Below are 15,699 nucleotides of genomic sequence, written 5' to 3'. Positions count from 1 at the left end.
CCTTCTTCGGCCCCCTCAGACGGCCGCGTGCACGTCGTCCCAGAACCGTACGTGGCGGACTATCTGATCCTTGGCCGCCTCGACCAGCCTGCGGTCCTTCTCGGACTGCGTGGCAACCGCTCCCCACAGGCCGCGGAAGTGCTCCACCTCCAGTTCCTCGTGGAGGTGGAAGAACTCCAGGGAGTCACTGATGCCGTACTTCTCCTGAAACGCGTCGATGGTGAGCCGATTACGCTTGGGCGCCACCAGCTCCCGGCCGGCCAGCGCCGCGAGGGCCTCGTCACCGCTGCGCTCGGGGGTCATGTAGAGCTCCGCGAAGTGGTTCTCGTACGCCGTGGTGTGCGGCAGCGGGAGAACGTCGCGAGGGTTGTCCACACCCAGGACCTTCAGGAACTGGACGGCCAGGCCGTGATGGTCGCCGGAGACCTCCTCCTCGATGTGCTCGCTCAGCTCCTGGAGGATGTACTCGGTCTGCCGCCCGCTGCCGAAGGCCGGGCTCTTGGCGATGCACACGCCGAACCAGCGGTGGAAGGTGTTGCGCCACAGGTAGTACTGGAGAAAGACGTCGCGAACATGCTCCAGGGGGAGCTCGCCTCGGGTGAAAGCCCGCCAGAAAGTACTGTTGTCCAGTTCTCGGTCGACCGTGTCCGAAAGCTCACCGACGATGATGTCGCTGGTGAATTCCGTAGTCACTTGCCCTCCTAGCATGGAAACCAGTATCGAAAAGGGCACGGCACAGACCGGCGTCCGGTAACTGGCCAGTGCCGAGTGAGGGACTCGAACCCCCAAAGACCTGAAGGTCCACCCGCAAACGCAGGCGCGTATTCCTTTCCGCCACCTCGGCCCGAATTGCGGAAACAACTTAACGCGGATCCGGCGCACTGCCAGTGGCCGAGGGGAGTAGCCGTTCGGCTACTCCGTGGACGCCGTCTATGCCCCTTTTGCCTGTCATGCGGATTGGGCAGCGGAACATCCCTCGGGCGATGGGCGGCGGTGGTGGCGGTGACGGGCTCAGGTATTGGCGCCTCGCGCCGTTACCTGCCAGCGGTCGACCACCTGACGATCCTGGACGACCAGCAGCTCATCGGCGAGGTTCACCGGCGTGCAGATGTGGTTGGGGACGACAGCGACCACCGACCCGAGGCGTGGCCCCCGCACCCCTTCCGGAAGCCGGACGACAGCGTGGTGCTCCCACAGCCCGGTAATGGATCCCTGCGGGAACTGGGGCAGGTAGCCGTGCCCCGTCACCCAGGATGACCGGTCGGAGCCGAGGACCTTGCTCCCGACGTCCAGCACAAAGCGGTCCGGGGCGGGAACGCTGATCACCGTCGCCGCAGCGTGCAGCGCCAGATCTTCCACCTCACAGGTGCCGATGGCCAACTGGGTGGCGTCGTTGAAGACGTAGACGCCGGGCCGCAGTTCGTTGACCACGCCCGGCTGCCACTGCCCCACCGTCGGAGTCGACCCGCCGCTGACCACAGGGACGTCGAGCCCAAGATCCCGCAGCGCCCCTGCGGCCTCACCCAGCGTGCGGTCCTCATCCCGTGCGGCGCGCTCGCGCGCCTGCGCGTCGTGACCGTAGCCGTGTCCCGGGAACGTAAACACCCCGACGACATCCAGGCCCGCGTCGACAGCTGCCTTCCCGACCTCACCAACAGCGGCAGGCTGTACTCCGGTGCGACGACTGCCGCTGTCGACCTCGACGAGAACCTCGACGCGCCGGGCGCTGCCGCGCACGGCCTTACCCAGCCGCTGCGCTCCTTCGGCTGATTCGACGCCGACCCTCAGGGCCACCTCGTCCGCCAACCGGCGCAGCCGCTGCGCCTTGCCGGCATCGAGCCACACCGGGTAAGCGATGAACAGGTCATCGACGCCTGCCCCGGCGAATTCCTCGGCTTCGCTGATCGTGGCCACCGACAGCCCACGCGCACCGGCCCGCAGCTGACGGCCCGCGATCTGCGCACACTTGTGGGCCTTGGCGTGCGGACGAAGGTCGAACCCTTGAGACTGCGAAGCCTCAGCCATCCGCGAGATGTTTCTGTCCAGAACCTCCGGATCGACCACGAGTGCAGGCGTAGCCAGCCCCTCAGGCAGCGGTATCGCCATCTCTTGCCTCCCACCACGAAGATGTCGCGGTGATCATGGCAGGTCGGCGAAACGAGGCGGCAGCGCTGTATTCGGCGGCGCCTGATGGGCCTTCGGGCGGGCGCGAACGCGTGCCCGTATCCGTCTCCGTCAGCCGGTACGCCGAGCGCGGGTCAGTGCCAGGCCGCCGAGAGCCGTGCCGATCAGCCCCAGTGCCAGGGCCATGACGCCGGCGATCACTCCGTTGCCGGTGCCGGGGCCACCGTCGGCGACGGCCAGGTTCACTACGCCCATGGCCAGGCCGACCAGTCCCGCCGCCAGGGCCGTGAGGGCCCTGTTTCGCCTCTTGCCGATGCCGGGACGATCGGTGGAGCGGGCCAGAGCCAGTGCGCCGATGACCACGCCGGCCAGTGCCACGACAGCGGCCGTGGTGCCCACCAGTCGCCCGGAGGTCAGGCCGGTGGTGGCAGCCGACTGGACCGCGATGTGTGCGGCTGCCGGTACGGCAAGCACGGATGGAACTGCCACGAGAGGCCTCCTCGGCTCCTGCGATTCGATGTCGCCTCAGTGCGACTCGATGTCGGCCCAGCATGTCCGTCGGCCCCGCCGCCAGTCGTCCGGCGGACGCGGACAGTTCACGCTGCTGCCGGTGGTTCATGCGCGCATCGCGGACCCAGCCCTGGCCGGGGTGCACGTGGTCATCCTGACCAACTACGGCCTGGACGAGTACGTCTTCGACGCCCTGCGCGCCGGCGCCGCCGGTTTCCTGATCAAGGACGTGGTGCCGGAGGACTTCCTGCACGCCGTACGCGTCGCCGCTCGAGGCGATGCCCTGCTCGCGCCCTCGATCACGCGCAAGCTGATCAACCGGTACGTCACCCAGCCGTTCCCCACCGACGCCGGCGCGGGGCTGGAGGAGCTGACCGGCCGCGAACGCGAGGCCGTTGTCCTTGCCGCGCGGGGTCTGTCCAACGACGAGATCGCCGACCGCATGGTGATCAGCCCGCTGACCGCGAAAACCCACATCAATCGGGCCATGACCAAGCTCCGGGCCCGTGACCGTGCCCAACTCGTGGTCTTCGCCTACGAGGCCGGCCTGGTTGCCCCACGCAACCCTTGACCGTGCCACGCTTCCGACAGGCGCCGGGTGACGACCGAGCTGAAAACGCGCACGCCGCGCGTCGAGCCGGGATCGATGCCGGTGAGCTCCCGCACCCGGCGGAGGCGATAGTCCAGGGTGCGGGGGTGGACGTTGAGGGCTGCCGCCGTGGCGCCGCGGTGCATGTCGTGGTGATAGTACGCGTCAAGCGTGACGAGGAGGTCCGGACCGGGCTGCAGGCTCCGGCCCACGGCGTGGAGCCATTCGTCGACGAACGGCGCGTCCGCGACGGCGAGTTCGACGAACACGTCCGACACGGTGTGCGGCCGCAGCCGAGCGGACGCCGGTCGCAGCGGTGCCGCCCTGCTGATCCGCCGGGCCAGGTCGAGGGCGTCGGCAACCTCGGACAGCGGTGAGGTGACGGTGCCGGCGGCGCAGGGGCGACCGAGGGCCTGGACGAAATCCCGTACGAGATCGGATACGAGGTCGGGCAGCAAGAGGTCGGGGGCAAGGTCGGGTACGGAGTGCGGCTGTACGGTCTCGGCTGTACCGGGCCCCGGAGACGCCTGGGGTGTGGGGGGATGCAAGGGAATCAGGGCGATCAGCTCACCGCTCCTGCTTCCACTGCCCGGGCACCACGTGATCGGCGCGTGGTGGGTTTTCACCAGCGCCTCGATCTCCCTTTCCAGGTCGAGATCACCGACGGGACGGTCCGGCACCCGGATTACCGTCACCGCGCAGCGCTCGGGCAGTTCCATGCCCAGTGCCGAAGCGAGTTCCGCCGATATGGGATCTCCGTTCAGCAACGACCTGGCCAGCAGGGCGGCCTGCTCGGCATACGGCAGACGGTGTCGCAGCGCCGTCACGAATCCCTGACTGTAGGCACGGATACCGCGTTCTCCCTGCGGGGCGAACCAGCTCATCATCCGCATGAGTTCGTCGACACCGGCGCCGCGCTGGGCTTCGGTCGCTTCGTTGATCTCGCGCAGCATGAGCGAGGTGTGCAGTCGCAGGACCCGCTGCCGTGCGTCGAGCGACATCCCCGCCGCGGCCCGCGACTCTCCGATCGCCGCGATGTAGCCGAGGTCGTCGTCGCTCAATTCGCCGTTATCCGGGGACAGTTCGACCGTACGGCGGCGCAGCCACAACGCGTACTCCAGCGTCTCGGCCCGCGCCCGGGAGTTCGTGTCCAGGAACCTGAACTCCGGAATCTCGCGCGCGTACGCCTCGACCTCCCGGCGCGCGTTGGCCGACGCCTGCCGGGCCAACTCGGCGAAGAAGCTCCCCATGGGCGGGAGCATGCCATCGCGGTCGAAGAAGCCGACAGGGCAGATCCGGACGGCGTTCATCACTCTGCGCACATCGGAGACCACCGCGTCTGGGGCACTTTGTCACAGTGCGCAAAATCCCTGGATCGGGGCATTCCCATCGACTGTTCCACTTGTGGAGGCGGTGTGAACTGGCCTTAATGGGGAGCGCGTACCAGCCCGTGGGGGAACATCACAGCGATCATTCCGGCCATCGCTCCGGATCAGCGCGGGAATCGGTACGGGAATCTCTCATCCGCGCGCCACTCAACGGTGCATGTTCAAACGGGAGGGAAACACCGATGAAAGCAGGAACGAGAAAGAGAGTCGCGGCGGCGGTCGCGGTCATGGCCACGTCGACAGCGCTCATGCTGAGCACGCCGGGCAGTGGCTCGGCCGCTCCCGCCGCCACTCCCAGCCTGCGCGCGTTCGGGATCACAGGTGACGGCACCCAGATGGCCACGTTCACCACCGACCGGCCGAACGTGCTCGACTGGGTCAGGGACGTCGTCGGGCTCAGTGGCGACACGGCTCTGATCGGCATCGACTTCCGGGTGCAGAACGGCCTGATGTACGGCGTCGGCAACAAGGGCGGCATCTACACGATCAAGACCCCGCCGGCCACCACGGACGTCGTGATCACCAAGGTGTCCCAGCTCCAGTACACGCTGCACGGCGCGAACTTCGGCGTCGACTTCAACCCGGCCGCCGACCGGCTGCGCGTGATCAGCGACAACGGCCAGAACCTGCGGCACAACCTCAACGACCACACGACGATCCAGGACCTGAACCTCACCACGCCGCCGATCGAGGGCACGACCAAGGGTGTCTCCGCCGCCGCCTACACGAACAACGACCTGAACGGGGCCACCGGGACCACGCTGTTCGACATCAACACGACCAGCGACCAGGTGGTCATCCAGTCCCCGGCCAACAACGGCACGCTGGCAGCCACCGGCAGCCTCGGCATCGACGCGCAGATCAACGCGGGCATGGACATCTTCAGCACCCTGTCGGGCGACAAGACGGTCAGCAACGCCGCCTTCGCCGCTCTCACCGCCTCCGGCGCCAACAGGCCCTCCCTCTACAGCATCAACCTCTTCACCGGCGAGGCCACGCTCGTGGCCGACGCCGTCAAGTCCAAGTTCCCCCTGAACATCACGGACCTGGCCATCTCCCTCACCGGAAGCTGAGCCCCTCCCACAGGTCACTTCCTCGCCGCGGCCCGACCGCTCCCGGGCCGCGGCGAGCCCGGAACGTGGCCCTTCGGACACACCCTGTCGCGGCCGTTCCTGAGCGGGCTGCCCTGGACAGCACACCTGTCACATGGCTTCGACCACGCCACGAGGGCCGTCGGCCTCGAGGGCCTGCCCGGATCAGGGGACAACCACTGATCGATGCCGTGGAGCTGCCGGTCTCCGGCTACCCCCGCAGGGCAGGTGTCGGATGCATGGCGGGAGCCGTTCCGAGCCACCTCCGTCCCTGTGCACCGTGAAGTCAACGTCTGATGATCCGGTGCCATCGGATCTCGCCTTCGTGCCATTCGTCGGTGGGTATGAGCCCCGCGGCGGTGGCGACGGCGGTGGATGCCCGATGGCCGGGGTGGATGTGGGCGATGACGGTGTGCACCGGCTGCCGGCTGAGCCAGGCGACGAGTCCTCTGGCTGCTTCGGTGGCGATGCCCCTTCCCTGCCACGGGGTCCCCACCAGCCAGGCGATCTCGGCGATGTGGCCGTGGCCGGAGGGGCTGACCGTGGCCTGGACTGTGCCCGTCAGGCAGGACTCGTCACGAAGCCGGATCACCCAGTTCAGCCAGGACACGGCCGGATCGGGAGAGCCTGCGGTCATGCGCTGGTAGCGCGAGCGCAGGGCTTGCGGGGTGTCCGGAGCGCCGCCGATGAAGGTGTGCAGGGCCGGATCGGACAGCACCGCGGCCATCTCCTCGGCGTGCTCGATGTGCAGCGGCTGCAGGTCCAGCCTGCTGGTGTTGATGGCCTGGGCCGCGAGGGGGCTCACGCCGCGACCGCCCCGGGGAGTTCGACGAGCTGACCGCGTTCGAAGCGGGCACCGGCCCGGACGTCCGACCGGCCTAATTCCCTGCTCGCAAACCGCATCTGACATTCACTCACCCCTGCGACGATAAGCTTCCAGCGCCCATCGTGTGGAAAGGCTCGCCCGCTCCGAAAGGCACCCGTGATACGACTGGCATGGCGGACCCTTCCGGGCCGCAGGGCAAGCTGGGCAGCCAGTTTCGTGGCTCTCGTCCTCGCGCTGACCATGACGACGGCGTGTGCCGTGCTGCTGGAATCGAGCACCCGCGCCAAGTCCCCCACCGAGCGTTACGCGGGGACGGACGTGGTCGTCGCCGGGCAGCCGTTCATGCCCCGGGCCGAGGAACTCCGTACGGCGCTGGAGAGGTTGCCGTCCGTCAAGCGGGCCGTCCCCGAACTGTCCTTTCCCACCACGGCGGTGGACGCCTCGGGCAGGCCGGTCGAGGCGCCCTGGGACGGGCCGTTCCTTGGGCACTCGTGGGAGAGTGCGGTCCTGGGTCCCTTCACCCTGCGGCAGGGCCGCGCCCCCGCCGGCGACGCCGAGGTCGTGCTGGACGGTGCCCTGGCCGGGCACCTCGGCGCCGGGGTGGGCGACACCGTACGGCTCCAGGGATCGGAAGGACTGCGTCCATATGAGGTCTCGGGCGTGGCCGATCCGCCCCGGCCACTGGCCCGCCAGTACGCCGTGTTCCACACCACCCGCGAGGCGGAGCGGCTCGCGGACTCGGAGCAGCCGGTGCGGGCCATGGGCATACTGGCGAAGGAGTCGGCGGACACAGCGGCTCTCCGACGGCAGGTGGAGGAGGCCGTCTCGGCGCTGTACGGCGACGATGCCGGGTCGCTGGTCGTCGCCTCCGGCGCCGGGCGGGCGGACGCGGAGTTCTGGGACGTGCCGTCCCCGGCGTCCACGCTCTCCTCCCTCGTCGGGACGTTCGGGGTGCTGGGCCTGTTCGTGGCGGGTTTCGTCGTCTCCGGCACGCTGACGCTCGCGGTCGCTGGGCGGCTGACCGAGATCGGCCTGCTACGGGCCGTCGCGGCGACGAAGGGGCAGATCCGCCGGATGATCGCGGTCGAGGTTCTGCTGGTGACGGTGGCGGCCGCGCTGCTCGGCGTGCCGGGCGGAATCGGCGTGGCGATGCTCCTGCACCGGGTGCTGGTGGAGGGGGAGGTGCTGCCCGGGTCGTTCGCCCTGGCCGTGGGGCCGGTCGCGCCCTGGGCGACTCCCGTGCTGGCCGCGGTGGTGGCGCAGCTCGCGGCGTTCACCGCCGCGCGTCGCGCGTCGCGGGTGCGGCCCGTGGAGGTGCTCCGCGAGTCTGCCGCTCCGGTCCCGAAGCTGGGCCGGCGGCGCGTGCTGCTCGGGGTGGGTGTGTTCGTCGGGGCAGGTGGCTGTCTGGGCGCGGTGACGACTGGCCGACTGGACGGCGGCGGTGGGACGACCGAGAGCATGGTGCTCGTCCTGATGGTCGGGATGGCGCTGCTGGCGCCGCTGATCTGCCGGGTGGCCGGTGCCCTGTTCCTGGCTCCTGCGGCCTGGTTCCTGCCCAGGGAGGGCGCGCTGGCGGTCCGCAACCTTCTCAGGCAGAACGGACGGCTGGCGGCCACCGTGACACCGCTGGTGCTGGCCCTCTCCCTCACCGGCACCCTGCTCTGCGTGCCGCTGGTGACGTCGCAGGGGGCGCAGCGGGCGGAGCGGGAACGCCTGCTCGCCGATCACGTCGTGTCCTCGACCGGGCCGGGCATCGCGCCGGGCTACGCGGAGCGGGCCGCCCGGCTCCCCGGTGTGGCGGCGGCCTCCGGGCTGCTGCCCCTGGACGGCGAGCTGAGCCGCGCGGACGCCGGCCAAGACGACGACGCGTCGGTCATCGGCGGAAACCTGGTCGCGATGCGGGCCGGGGCCGTGCCCGACCTCCTCGACCTCGAGGTCCGCGCGGGCTCGCTCTCCCGTCTTGACGACACATCCGTGGCGCTCGGTGACGGCGAAGCCCGCGACCTGGGCGTCACGGTCGGCGACCGGGTCCGGGTGAACTGGGACGACGGCGGTCGGGACACCTACCGCGTCGCAGCCGTCTACTCTCGCGACCAGGACTTCGCCGCCGCGTTGCTGCCCCGCACCTCCGCGGCCCGGCACGCGGCCGCCCCACTGGACGACACCGTTCTCGTGCGGACCGCCCCCGGAGCCGACCCGAGCGCGGTCGAGCGGGAGCTGAAGGCGCTGGCGACGGATTTCCCGGGTGTGCGGACCGATGACCGGGCGACGGAGGACGAAGCGGGGTCCGGTGCGGCGGCCGATCTCTTCGTCCTGCTGTTGCTGACCATGATCAATGTGTTCACGGCCATCGCGGTCGTCAACACCCTGAGCATGGCGACGGCGGGCCGCCGACGGGAGTTCGCCCTGCTGCGACTGGCTGGCGCGCAGTCCGCGCAGGTACTGCGGATGCTGGCCTGGGAGGCCGTGCTCACCTGCGCGGTCGCGCTGCTGCTGGCTGCTCTGGTCTGTGCGTCGGTGCTGGTGCCGCTCAGTATCGCGGTGACCGGTTCGGCGGTACCGGCCTTGGCCGGCGGGCCGTTGGGCGCGCTCGCCGTCGCCGCGCCCGTGGTCGCCGTCGCCACGGTCACGGTCGCCGGCCGTCTGGCCATGCGCAGCGCCGCGGCCACACCCGGGGGCCTGGCGAGGGCCGTCTCCTGACCGCTCCGCCGTGGCCTGCGGCCTCACACCCGTCTGCATGTCTTCGATGGGCCGCTGCCCTGGCCGGCCGTGCGTGGGCGGGGTGCTGGGGTCTCGCCGGTCACAGCCGGAGGGCGAACCAGGTGGTCTTCCCCTGCTCGTCGGGGCGGACCCCCCAGTTGTCGGCGAGGGTGTCGACCAGGATGAGGCCGCGACCGGATTCCTCGTCCTCGGCCGCCAGCCGTGGCTGGGGCAGATGAGGGCTGAGGTCGCTGATCTCGACGGCGAGTTCGGTGGCGGTGCGGCGCAGGTGGAGGACGACAGGGCCTTCCGCGTGCTGAACGGCGTTGGTGAGAATCTCGGAGACCAGCAGTCTGGTGTCGTCGGCTTTGTGAGCGCAGCCCCAGGCGGCGAGGGTCTCGACCACGAAGGAGCGACCCGCGGACACCGCGGAGGCAGTGGCCGGTAGTTCCAGACGGGCGATGTCCAGCGGGGCGGCGGGGAGCCGGGCCAGAAGGAGGGTGACGTCGTCGTCGTGGCCCTCGGCATCGGGCAGAAGCGTGGCGAGTACGTGGTCGGCGGCATCCTCGAGGCCACGGGAGAGCGTGAAGGCGTCGTCGAGCACCGTGATGAGCTTGTCGATCTGGTACTCGATGTCGCTGCCGGGGGTTTCGACCAAACCGTCGGTGTACAGCACGAGGGCGGCGCCGGGTGGGATGGCTGCGCTGGACTGCTGGTAGAGGATGTCACCGACGCCGAGAGGAGCGTTCACCGGCGCGGGAAGCCGAGCTACGCCGCTGCCGGGGGTGGCGACGAGGGTGGGCAGGTGGCCGGCGGAGCACAAGGTGACGGATCCGGCGTCCGGGGCGATGACCAGGTAGCAGCAGGTGACCAACTGGTCCGGGACATCGAGGTCGGCGACGACCGCATCCAGAGCCTGCATGAGCTGGCGGGGCTGCATTCCGGTCTTGGCCAGGGCATGTGCGGCGGAACGCAACTGGCCCATGACGGACGCCGCTTCCAGCCCTCGGCCCATGACGTCGCCTATGAGGATGCCGACTCGGCCGGCGCCGAGCGGGATCAGATCGAACCAGTCGCCGCCCACGCCGGCGCCCTGGGTCGCGGGCCGGTAGCGGCTGGCAGCCGCCAGGCCGGGGATGGCGGGCGGGGTGCCCATGAGGCTGCGCTGCAGGGTGAGGGCGATGTGCTTCTGCTGCCTGTACAACTCGGTGAGTTCGGCCTCGGCCCGCTTGCGGTCGCTGATGTCACGGACGATGGCGCAAGCGCCGACGACCGTGCCGGTGGCGTCCCGGGTCGGCCACAGGGTGACATCCACATCGAGCATGGCACCGGTGTTGGTGACCCGCAGGGTTTCGAAATGCTCGATCTTCTCGTCCTGCCGCAACCGCTCCAGCAACGTGATGATCTCGTCCTTGCGCTCCGGCGTGGCCAGCATGGACACGTGCTGCCCGACGGCTTCCTCGGAGGTGTAGCCGTACAGCCGCTGGGCTGCGGTGTTCCAGTACGTGATGCGGCCGTCGAGCGTCTTGGCGAGGATCGCGTCCTGAGAGGACTCGACCAGGGCGGAGGAGCCCGTCCGCCGTCTCCAGGGGGCTGAGGCTGATCTCGACGGGGAACTCGCTGCCGTCCTTGCGCAGTCCGTGCAGTTCGAGCCCCGCCCCCATCGGTCGCACCTGCCGGGCGCCGGCGTAGCCGTCCCGGTGCCGGGTGTGGTGGGTCTGGAACCGCTTGGGCACCAGCATCTCGACCGGGCGGCCGAGGAGTTCGTCGCGTCGGTAGCCGAAGAGGGCTTCCGTCTGTGCGTTGACGAGTTTGATGGTTCCCTTGAGGAGCCCGTCCGCCGTCTCCAGGGGGCTGAGGCTGATCTCGACGGGGAACTCGCTGCCGTCCTTGCGCAGTCCGTGCAGTTCGAGCCCCGCCCCCATGGGGCGCACCTGCCGGGTGGCCGCGTATCCGTCGCGATGGGTGGCGTGGTGGGCGTGGAACCGGCTGGGAATGAGGATCTCGACGGGGCGGCCGAGGAGTTCGTCGCGCCGGTAGCCGAAGAGGGCTTCGGTCTGTGCGTTGACGAGTTTGATGGTTCCCTTGTCGTCCACGATCACCATCGCGTCCGGGGCCGCCTCCAGCAGCCCCCGAAACCGGTCCTCGACTGTTCCGGGTGTGCTCGCACGGCTTGTGGTGCCGCCGCGCCGGCGGCCGGCCGGCGCGGCAGCTCCTGCTCTGCCGGTCGACCCTGATGTGATCGCGTCGCTCATGGCGGCCCCAACTGACTGGCAGCTTGCGGTGAATCGGGCCATCCCAGCGCATCCCGGTCAAGCCCGTCCCGGGCTGCTCCCTACTGGCCCCGAGACGGCCGTACCTGCCTGATTGTGACCGGACGCTGTCCCTGTCTGGCGAAACGAGAGGGGGACGCGATACCGCGTGTTCGGCACGCCCGGCGGGAGCTGTTCATCGTAGGGATCGCCGCCCACTTCCACCTCACCACCAGGCAACGCCTGTTCAGACACCGGTGGGCCGGACCGAGTGGCGTTGTGCGCGCAGGGCAGGCACCTGGGCACAGTCTTCAGATCCGGCCAGGCCTTCACCCAGGGCCAGGAGCGAAAGGAGCTGCACGGGGCGGCCTGTTGTGGCCGCAGCCTCCAGTTTGTGGTGGCCGTCGAGGAGGAAGTGCGTCAGACCCCAGTGCCGGTAGTGGTCGGTCGGCAGGCCGGAGGCGGGTTCGCACACGTCCAGCGTCGAGACCGCCACCGCTGTCGGGACCGTTGCTCGGCCCATGAGTCCGACATACTCCTCGACGCGTTTCCTCGTGTTCCACGTCGGGGGAACCATGGGCACGACGAACTCGTAGAGGTGAGCGGACGCGTCGACTGCGGTCTCGAAGGTCCGGTAGTACGGCGTGTGCGGGTACTCCGGGAGCCCCCAGAACTGGTCGAGCCCCCACGTGGCCACCTGCTCGCCGCTGAAGTAGTCGCCTTCCTGGCCGGGGACGACCAGACGGGGCTCCACGCGGAGCAGCACCGGGAGGTACTCGCCCTCCGGCAGCAACGAACCGAACGCATCCGACACGCCGCCGTCGTCCGGATCGGTCAGCGCGCCGGTGAGCGTCTCTTCCACGCTCTCCAGCGACAACTTCTGCCGGGCGGTCTCCAGTCGGCGGAACAGGAACGGGCATGTTCCGCACCAGGAGCTGAGTTCGAAGGCGGGTTCCCCGTCGACCACGAGCAGCCTGCGGCCCGGCCCGCCCCCCGTCTTCCGCTGCTCCGTCTCGAAGCGCAATCGCGCTTCAGGGGCCGGAACGCCGAGCCTGCGGGGCTCGCCTGCATTGATGATCACGGACCGACCGTAACGCCCTCTCCCCCGCTCACCGCCGCACCGCCGTTTCCCGAGACACCTCCATGAGCTCGCCGCCCCCCGGGACGGAGAGGACACCGAAGCCGCGTGTCCTGGCGCCTCCTTCCCGCCACACCTCGCCGGCGTACCAGGCGCCGTGCTCCAGTTCCTCGGGCCAGTGGCGTCGGCGCAGCGGATTCCGTGCGGACATGAGGCCGGTCAGCTCTTCGCCTTCGCGGTAGCGCAGTTGGACGGGCACGCCCATGACGTCCTTGACACCGGCGGGCCTGTGCGCCGCGGGGATGAGTTGCCACGGGTGCTGCTCGAGCACGCGTCGGATGCGCTTCAAGGATCCCATTACGTCACGGCGCAGATAGAGAAGAATCAGATAGATAAACGTCACCAGGACAATGGCTCCGGCAGCCCGATCCTTGGCGATTTCGCTTGAGGCATTCGCACTGAAGGCGAAGCACACCACCCAGGACAGGGCATACAAGAAGTGCCAGAACCAGCCCCCTCGCTTCGCTTTGCGCCGCGCCTTCTCCCATGCCACCCGGGTTTCAGGATGATCGAAAGCACATTTATGCAGGGGGGCGGGCGCATCGGCAGGGCCCCGATCAGCCTGTGTGTCGGACTTGTCGAAGGGAAGACCCCCACCGCTCTCTTTCACAAGTTCTCCTCGTATATGGATTCGAAGGCTCACGAGACCTCGATCGACACGCCACTCTACTGACATATAGGCTGCCGCCCAGCCGGGCAGCACCAGGGGAATCCGTCTGTCCACGTTGCCCTGAATGTTCCATTTTCCGCCGCTACGGGGGTACCAGTGGGGGACCACTTCAAGGTCGACATCGACCAGTTGGACCAATTCGTCAAATCGCTGCAGCAGGCGACGAAGGACCTTGACGACGCCCGTAAGGCGCTTTCACACGTCCGTAGCGCCGAGATCGGTACAGCGCGACTGGACGAGGCGTGTGACGCGTTCCAGGAGAGATGGAAATACGGGTCCGAGCAGTTGAGCGAGATGATCGGCGGCATCAGCGAGGGCGTGAAGTCCAACAAGCTGAGCTATGAAGAGTTCGAGGAGAATCTGGAGAAAACCCTGAAGCAGATGGCGGAGTCGGCTACTTCGGGTGGCGGGGGGAAGAACTGATGGCTACGAACCCGTATCCGAATCTCGGCTGGAATCCGGTCCCCGGCATCCCCGCCGAGGTTGCCGCGCTGCAACAGAAGGTGAAGGCCGCGGCGAACGCGCTGGACAGCTCCCACCGCCAGATCGAGAGACTGCTCGGGGAGAGCGCGCACTGGGAGGGCGACGCGGCGGACGCGTTCCGGGACGCGCTGGACGGTGAACTGCCGAAGTACATGAAGAACGCGGCGCGTTCGCTCGGCAAGGCAGCGGCGTCGCTCGATGCCTGGAACGGCGATCTCTCCTCCCACCGCGAGCTGGCGAAGAAGTACGACGAGGAAGCGGGCGAGAAGAAGTCCGCCGCCGAGAAGGCGAAGCAGCACCACGACGAGGCGGCCAAGCACCCCGACCTCCAACTGGCCGGGAAGGAGTATCCCAGCCAGCAGGAGGCCGACGCCGCGACAGCGCGCCTGCGAGCGGCCGAGCGTTCGCTGAACGAGGCGACCACCCAGCTCAACAACGCCAACCAGGCCTACGAGGACGTCCTCACCAAGGCCCGCACCCTGGAAAGCGAGAACAAGGAGAAGGCCGAGGGCGTCGCCAGGAAGCTCGACGAGGCGGACGACAGACTGGCGCCCAAGGAGCCGGGGTGGCTCAGTAAGACTCTTGAGAGCATCGGGGAGTTTCTCAAGAACATCGGTCAGACGCTCCTGGACCATGCCGGAACCATCGGCGCCATCGCCGGCCTCCTGGCACTCTTCCCGACTCCTCTCGCGCCCGCCTTCGCCGCCATCGCGATCGTGGCCAGCGCCGCCGCGCTGAGCAAGAATCTCGCGAGCGAGGACTTCAGGGACTCGCTCATGGGTGAGCACGGATGGAACGCGGGTCTGACCGCATGGGGTTCCGTCGTCGGCGACACCCTGGGCGTCGTACCGGGAGTCGGCATCCTGGCCCGGGCGGGAAGCGAGGTGGGCCTGGCCGCAGCGGTTGCCCGGGAGGGCGGGGAGGCCATGTCGCTGGGTTCAAAGGTCACGACCTTCGCCGGCGAAGTGAAGGCCGTGAACTGGTACAGGTCCGTGGATGTGGCCACCGCTCCCAGCAAGGTGCGCGACTGGGCCCTCAACGGCGTCAACGCGACCGCGAACGTGGTCTCCTCGGCGGAGACCGCCGGACTGCTGCCGGAAGACGGCATCGGCCATGACTCCACCGAGGCCACCAAGGCGAGTGTGGCGCTGTCGGGCGCGGCGGGCACGCTCGGGACCTTCGGCACGGACATCGCTGAACTCGCGGGGAGTATCCGGCTGTGAACAACCAACTCGGCGTCGCGGGCACGGACACCGGACCGAGGCCGCAGTTCTGGTACGGGCTCCCCCACGGGTATCTGGAACTGGATCTGAATCCGACGGAGGAGGGAGTCGCGGAGCTGGCCCGACAGTTCAGCGGACTTCCCGAGGAAGCCCGCGACCGGGCCGACCAGACGTTCCGTCTGTACGCCACGACCGTGATGCTGCTGCGGAAGCAGCCGGTGGCGGTGTGCGCGCTCGGTATGCACCCCGATGGCAACGGAGGGGCCTCGCTGTCGGTCCTCACGATGTCCGCGTTCCCGTCCGGCGGCGCGAACCCCACGCGCGTTCTCGCCGGCATGGTGGGCGGGAACGCGAGCGAGGGCTTGCGGCCGATCGAACTGCCCGTCGGCATCGGGTTCCTGACCGAGCAGGTGCGTAAGACGCCGGCGCCCGGCGTCCCGCCCGAAGGTCAGGAGGGGCCCTTGGAGGGTTCCGTCTGGCAGGGAACGGTGGCGGTACCGGAGCCCCGTACGGCGTCGTTCATCGTCGTGCAACTGGTGACCTCGTCGCTCGAGCTGGCCGACGACTACCGCTCGGTGCTGCTCGGCACTGCCCGCACACTGACGTTCACGGATCCGACGGCCGAAGCGGACCAAGGGCCTGGTCCGGTGGTTCCCGGTTCCGCGGCTCACGCCGTGCAGTCCGACTTCGGGTGATCGCGGACAG

Annotated in this window: 12 protein-coding genes, 1 tRNA gene and 2 pseudogenes; 6 read left to right on the top strand and 9 right to left on the bottom strand. The window is 69.0% G+C overall.

Going from position 1 to position 15,699, the window contains the following annotated elements; genetic code table 11:
* Positions 1-15 precede the first annotated feature (15 nt).
* From IE97_RS0126375 to IE97_RS0126360, 4 genes are all read right to left on the bottom strand, one after another.
* Positions 16-693 (bottom strand): iron-containing redox enzyme family protein, encoded by a 678-nt coding sequence (locus tag IE97_RS0126375; RefSeq protein ID WP_030245442.1) that lies wholly within the window; start codon positions 691-693, stop codon positions 16-18.
* Positions 694-762: 69 nt separating this feature from the next.
* Positions 763-844: transfer RNA gene (locus IE97_RS0126370), tRNA-OTHER, on the bottom strand.
* Positions 845-1,011: 167 nt separating this feature from the next.
* Entirely contained in the window at positions 1,012-2,106 is a 1,095-nt protein-coding gene (locus IE97_RS0126365; RefSeq protein ID WP_030245441.1) for an alanine racemase, read from the bottom strand.
* A 129-nt stretch (positions 2,107-2,235) separates the two neighbouring features.
* Positions 2,236-2,613, bottom strand: a complete 378-nt coding sequence (locus IE97_RS0126360; protein WP_030245438.1) for a DUF6223 family protein — start codon at positions 2,611-2,613, stop codon at positions 2,236-2,238.
* A gap of 139 nt (positions 2,614-2,752) precedes the next feature.
* Between IE97_RS0126360 and IE97_RS0126355 the strand changes: the two are divergent.
* Positions 2,753-3,205 (top strand): annotated as a pseudogene (locus IE97_RS0126355) (DNA-binding response regulator); the annotation flags it as partial.
* Here the strand turns inward: IE97_RS0126355 and IE97_RS0126350 are convergent.
* Positions 3,169-4,473, bottom strand: coding sequence for a PucR family transcriptional regulator (locus IE97_RS0126350; RefSeq protein ID WP_199809838.1), 1,305 nt, complete (start codon positions 4,471-4,473; stop codon positions 3,169-3,171). The pseudogene IE97_RS0126355 and the gene IE97_RS0126350 sit on opposite strands and share 37 nt — an antisense overlap.
* Positions 4,474-4,838: 365 nt before the next feature.
* Here IE97_RS0126350 and IE97_RS0126345 point away from each other — a divergent pair, with 365 nt between their 5' ends.
* The gene (locus tag IE97_RS0126345) at positions 4,839-5,684 is read left to right on the top strand and encodes a DUF4394 domain-containing protein (protein WP_030245430.1); all 846 of its coding nucleotides are present in this window, start codon (positions 4,839-4,841) and stop codon (positions 5,682-5,684) included.
* A 304-nt stretch (positions 5,685-5,988) separates the two neighbouring features.
* Here the strand turns inward: IE97_RS0126345 and IE97_RS0126340 are convergent, their stop codons facing one another.
* Entirely contained in the window at positions 5,989-6,507 is a 519-nt protein-coding gene (locus IE97_RS0126340) for a GNAT family N-acetyltransferase (protein WP_030245428.1), read from the bottom strand.
* A 237-nt stretch (positions 6,508-6,744) separates the two neighbouring features.
* Between IE97_RS0126340 and IE97_RS0126335 the strand changes: the two genes are divergently transcribed.
* The gene (locus IE97_RS0126335) at positions 6,745-9,228 is read left to right on the top strand and encodes an ABC transporter permease (RefSeq protein WP_158708334.1); all 2,484 of its coding nucleotides are present in this window, start codon (positions 6,745-6,747) and stop codon (positions 9,226-9,228) included.
* Positions 9,229-9,328: 100 nt separating this feature from the next.
* Here IE97_RS0126335 and IE97_RS42600 read toward each other — a convergent pair.
* The 3 genes and pseudogenes from IE97_RS42600 to IE97_RS42230 all read right to left on the bottom strand — a co-directional run bounded on the left by IE97_RS42600 (position 9,329) and on the right by IE97_RS42230 (position 13,228).
* A pseudogene (locus IE97_RS42600) lies at positions 9,329-11,333 on the bottom strand (PAS domain S-box protein).
* Between the two features lie 394 nt (positions 11,334-11,727).
* On the bottom strand, positions 11,728-12,561 hold the full coding sequence (locus IE97_RS0126320) for a hypothetical protein (protein WP_037844798.1): 834 nt from the start codon (positions 12,559-12,561) through the stop codon (positions 11,728-11,730).
* Between the two features lie 28 nt (positions 12,562-12,589).
* A complete protein-coding gene (locus tag IE97_RS42230) occupies positions 12,590-13,228 on the bottom strand; it encodes a hypothetical protein (RefSeq protein WP_158708332.1) in 639 nt (212 codons plus the stop codon).
* A 156-nt stretch (positions 13,229-13,384) separates the two neighbouring features.
* Between IE97_RS42230 and IE97_RS0126305 the strand changes: the two genes are divergently transcribed.
* The 3 genes from IE97_RS0126305 to IE97_RS0126295 are packed head-to-tail and all read left to right on the top strand — an operon-like array spanning position 13,385 to position 15,689.
* A complete protein-coding gene (locus IE97_RS0126305; protein WP_030245416.1) occupies positions 13,385-13,711 on the top strand; it encodes a hypothetical protein in 327 nt (108 codons plus the stop codon).
* The gene (locus tag IE97_RS0126300) at positions 13,711-14,994 is read left to right on the top strand and encodes a putative T7SS-secreted protein (RefSeq protein ID WP_051705109.1); all 1,284 of its coding nucleotides are present in this window, start codon (positions 13,711-13,713) and stop codon (positions 14,992-14,994) included. Before IE97_RS0126305 ends, IE97_RS0126300 begins: the two co-directional genes overlap by 1 nt.
* Complete coding sequence (locus tag IE97_RS0126295) at positions 14,991-15,689, top strand: hypothetical protein (RefSeq protein ID WP_030245410.1); 699 nt, start codon at positions 14,991-14,993, stop codon at positions 15,687-15,689. The genes IE97_RS0126300 and IE97_RS0126295 overlap by 4 nt, the downstream gene beginning before the upstream one ends.
* The last annotated feature ends 10 nt before the right edge of the window (positions 15,690-15,699 follow it).

Source organism: Streptomyces sp. NRRL S-455 (genome assembly GCF_000717875.1).
In the GTDB taxonomy this organism is placed as follows: domain Bacteria; phylum Actinomycetota; class Actinomycetes; order Streptomycetales; family Streptomycetaceae; genus Streptomyces.
This window is presented reverse-complemented; position numbering and strand designations above follow the sequence as displayed.

Bases quoted from the DNA above. Each gene is read 5' to 3' on its own strand.
- IE97_RS0126365 (WP_030245441.1), bottom strand. From the start codon at position 2,106: ATGGCGATACCGCTGCCTGAGGGGCTGGCTACGCCTGCACTCGTGGTC.
- IE97_RS0126300 (WP_051705109.1), top strand. From the start codon at position 13,711: ATGGCTACGAACCCGTATCCGAATCTCGGCTGGAATCCGGTCCCCGGC.
- IE97_RS0126345 (WP_030245430.1), top strand. From the start codon at position 4,839: ATGGCCACGTCGACAGCGCTCATGCTGAGCACGCCGGGCAGTGGCTCG.
- IE97_RS0126350 (WP_199809838.1), bottom strand. From the start codon at position 4,473: ATGGGGAGCTTCTTCGCCGAGTTGGCCCGGCAGGCGTCGGCCAACGCG.